Below are 3,595 nucleotides of genomic sequence, written 5' to 3' on the forward strand. Positions count from 1 at the left end.
GGACTCTCGATTCCAGGGCATGGTCAGGCACCTCCTGACCGTATTTCATACCTGTAAACGATGTCTCCGGTTTAAAACGTAAAGGATGTCTCCGGTTTCTACCCGGGCAAGCCCGCTCCCACAGGGGATTTGTGGTTACTGGGGGATTGAAGGTAATCCGAAAAATGTCCGTGCACACGCCGTGGTGTGAGCCGCCAGATCTTCCTCACTTTCGCCGCGATGCAACGCCACTTCACGCAACACTTCGGTCAGATACGCCGGTTCGTTGCGGCCGTTTTTTGGCTTGGGCCGCAGGCTGCGTGGCAGTAGGTACGGCGCATCGCTTTCCAGCATCAGGCGCCCGCGCTTGATCTCTTTCACCAACGGATGCAGGTGCGTGCCCCGGCGTTCGTCGCAGATCCAGCCGGTGATGCCGATGTGCAAATCCAGGTCGAGGTAGCTGAACAGCGCTTTCTTTTCACCGGTGAAGCAATGCACCACGGCGGCCGGCAACTGATCACGGTAATCACGGAGGATTTCCAGCAGGCGCTGACTGGCGTCGCGTTCGTGGAGGAACACCGGCAATTGCAGGTCGACCGCCAGCGCCAGATGCTCTTCGAGGACTTTTTCCTGCTGCGGACGCGGCGAGAAATCTCGATTGAAATCCAGCCCGCATTCGCCCACGGCCACCATGTTCGGCTCCTTGAGCAAACTACGCAGACGCTGGGCGCTGTCGGCGTTCCAGTCGCTGGCCGAGTGCGGGTGAATGCCGGCAGTGGCGAACAGCCGTTGAGCCGTTTCATCCAGCTGCTGGCACAGCTCCAGCGCCTGTTCGCTGCCCTCGACACTGGTGCCGGTCAGTACCAATTGGCAGACCCCGGCCGCGTAGGCACGGTCGAGTACAGCCTGGTGTTTGTCGGCAAAACTGGGGTTGGTCAGGTTGACGCCGATATCGATGAGTTGCATGGTGCTACCTCGGACCAAAGGCCGGAAAGCATATCAGAGCTGTGGATTTATAAGAAAAGCCAAGAACTACAACGGGTTGTAGCTGTCTCTTGATGCCGCGAGACAGGTCGGGTTGGCTAATGTGCCATCACTGTGCCAGTCTTCCGCACTTTGCCAGCGCTCAAGGCGCTCTGTTTCTGTTGTCTGTGCTTCATGAAAAACATGAGGCTGGACCCGAATCCTTTCCGGAGAGTGGATGATACGTCCCTCGGTTTTATTACTGCTGTGTTGTTCATTGCTGCTGCCGATGCCGGCGGTCGCGCGACTGGCCGGTCCGCTGCAAGCCGTGCCGTCAACCAAGGTGCGTGACCTGGCGGAAATCCGCAGTAGCCGCGTGTTGAGGGTGCTGGTCAATCAGAGCCGCAACAGCTCCGGCGAAGTTCAGGGCCAGGCCATCGGTGTTGAATACCACCGCTTGCGCGCCTTCGAGCAGTACCTCAACGGTCACGCCCGTGACGGTCAGGAAATTACCCTCAAGATCATTCCCAAGGCCAAGGATCAACTGATCGGCGCGTTGCAGCGCGGGGAGGGTGACCTGGTCGCACCGGGGGAGCTGCTTGATCTGCAACCGGGGCACGCGGTCAGCACCAGTGAACCGATTGCCAGTAACATCCCCCTGGTCCTGGTCGGGATCAAAGGCGAGCGACGTTACACCCGCCTTGAACAACTCTCCGGCAAAACCCTCGCGTTGCCTACCGGCAGCGCGGCTGGGGATGCGGTCAGCCAGATCAACCAGAAGCTCGCCCTGCACAAATTGCCGCCGGTGAAAGTCGAGTGGGTCGATCCCACCCTGGCGGTCGAGGACGTGCTGGAAATGGTCCAGGGCGGAATCTTTCACCTGACCATCGTCGAACAACCGATTGCCGAGCGTTGGGGCAAGATCCTGCCCAAGTTGCGTTTCGATCGGCAGGTGCTGATCAGCGATCCGGGCGAAGAGTTCTGGTTCGTGCGCCGCGACGCCTCGATGCTGCGGGCGAGCATCGATCGCTTCCTGAGCGGGTACAAAAAACCATCGGATCAAGATGCTGCGTTCCTGCGGATCTATAGACGCCTGTATCAAGTGCACTATCCATTGGCCAAGGCTGACCGCCAGCGTTTGGAAAAACTTCGCCCGGTGCTGCAGAAACACGCTGATGCCCAGAGCATGGACTGGCTGAACCTGGCGGCGCTGGCGTTCAAGGAATCCGCGTTGCAACCCAACGCCCGCAGTGGCAGCGGCCCCACCGGGCTGATGCAGATCACCCCGTCAGCGGCGCAGCGGGTGGGGGTCAACAATATTCAGGACCTGGACGCCAATGTGCAGGCCGGGGCCAAGTACCTGGCGATGATTCGCCGCAAGTTTTTTGCCAGCCCCAAGCTCAACGAACGCGAGCGCATGGCGTTTGTGCTGGCGGCGTACAACATTGGACCGGAACGGGTCCAGGGGATGCGCGCCGAGGCTCGGCGACGCGGTTTGAATCCCAATCAGTGGTTCTTCCAGGTTGAGCGCATCGCCATGGAGCAGGTGGGAATGGGCCCTGTCAGCTATGTTAATAGCGTGAACAAGTATTACTTGGCGTTCGATCGGGAGCGGGAGTCGTTGGAGCCCCAGGGACAGAAAGTTGCCCTGCGTAAGTGATCGAATAAACTGATTATTATGGCGGGTTTTTTGCGCTTTTAACATGATATTTACTGATTAATATAGCGGCCAACCCACCTACAACTCACAAGGGATGACACAGCATGAGCTCACTGATCAACAAGGTACTGTTTACCCGCGCCGGCTACGGCCTGACTGTTTTGCGGATTTTCGTTGGCATCGTCTTCGCTGCTCACGGTGCGCAGAAACTCTTCGGGGCGTTTGGTGGTTATGGTTTGGCGGGTACTGCGCAGTACATGGAGAGCATCGGTTTGACGCCGGGCTACTTGATGGCGACGCTGGCGGGTGGGACTGAGTTCTTCGCCGGTCTGGCATTGATCATTGGCTTGCTGGCTCGCCCGGCGGCGCTGGGCCTGACCTTCCTTTCGCTGGTGGCGATCTTTTCGGTGCACCTGCCTAATGGGTTGTTCATGGCCAACAATGGTTATGAATTTGCGCTGGCCTTGCTGGGTGGCAGTATTGCGGTGTTGATTGAAGGGGCTGGGAAGCTGTCGGCTGATCGCGCTATTGCGGGGTGATTGCTTTGGTTTTTAACGGAATGGCTGTGTGAATATCCGTTTCTTTGGTAATGGCTGCTGGCGGTTTCGCTCTTACAGCGAGTCACTTTTCCAGACGCCGAAAAGTAACCAAAAGGCTTTGCCCCTCCATTCGGTGCCTCGCCTAGACTCGGCATACCCTCACTCCGGCATTGCTCCGGGGGCCCGCCGCCATCGGCCATCCATGGCCCAGAGTGTGCAAAAACTGATTCCAACATCGTCGACGCGTAGCGCCGACGATGTTTGGCTGGCTGATTGCTCCTAAAGCGTTCTTCGTAGCTCCAGTCCGTTCTCAAGGCCGCTAGTAACGCTTTACAGCTTGTCCATTGGGCAAAGCAGGGGCTTTTCAGGCCGCCAACGCCTTCATCAAGCTCTGCGCACCGAGGATTTTCATCACCCGCTTCAAGTTGTAAGCGAGCACGTTCAAGCTCATTTC

Annotated in this window: 3 protein-coding genes; 2 read left to right on the forward strand and 1 reads right to left on the reverse strand. The window is 58.2% G+C overall.

Annotated features, from left to right (window positions below; all coding sequences use genetic code 11):
• Positions 1-135 precede the first annotated feature (135 nt).
• Positions 136-945: a TatD family hydrolase gene (locus AEQ67_RS31485; protein ID WP_059407646.1), complete on the reverse strand. Its 810-nt coding sequence runs from the start codon at positions 943-945 to the stop codon at positions 136-138.
• A gap of 235 nt (positions 946-1,180) precedes the next feature.
• Here AEQ67_RS31485 and AEQ67_RS31490 point away from each other — a divergent pair, with 235 nt between their 5' ends.
• Positions 1,181-2,602 (forward strand): transglycosylase SLT domain-containing protein, encoded by a 1,422-nt coding sequence (locus tag AEQ67_RS31490; RefSeq protein WP_059407647.1) that lies wholly within the window; start codon positions 1,181-1,183, stop codon positions 2,600-2,602.
• Between the two features lie 104 nt (positions 2,603-2,706).
• A complete protein-coding gene (locus AEQ67_RS31495) occupies positions 2,707-3,141 on the forward strand; it encodes a DoxX family protein (protein WP_059407648.1) in 435 nt (144 codons plus the stop codon).
• Positions 3,142-3,595: the final 454 nt, after the last annotated feature.

Origin of the sequence: Pseudomonas sp. RIT-PI-q (assembly GCF_001297125.1) — a bacterium.
GTDB lineage: Bacteria > Pseudomonadota > Gammaproteobacteria > Pseudomonadales > Pseudomonadaceae > Aquipseudomonas.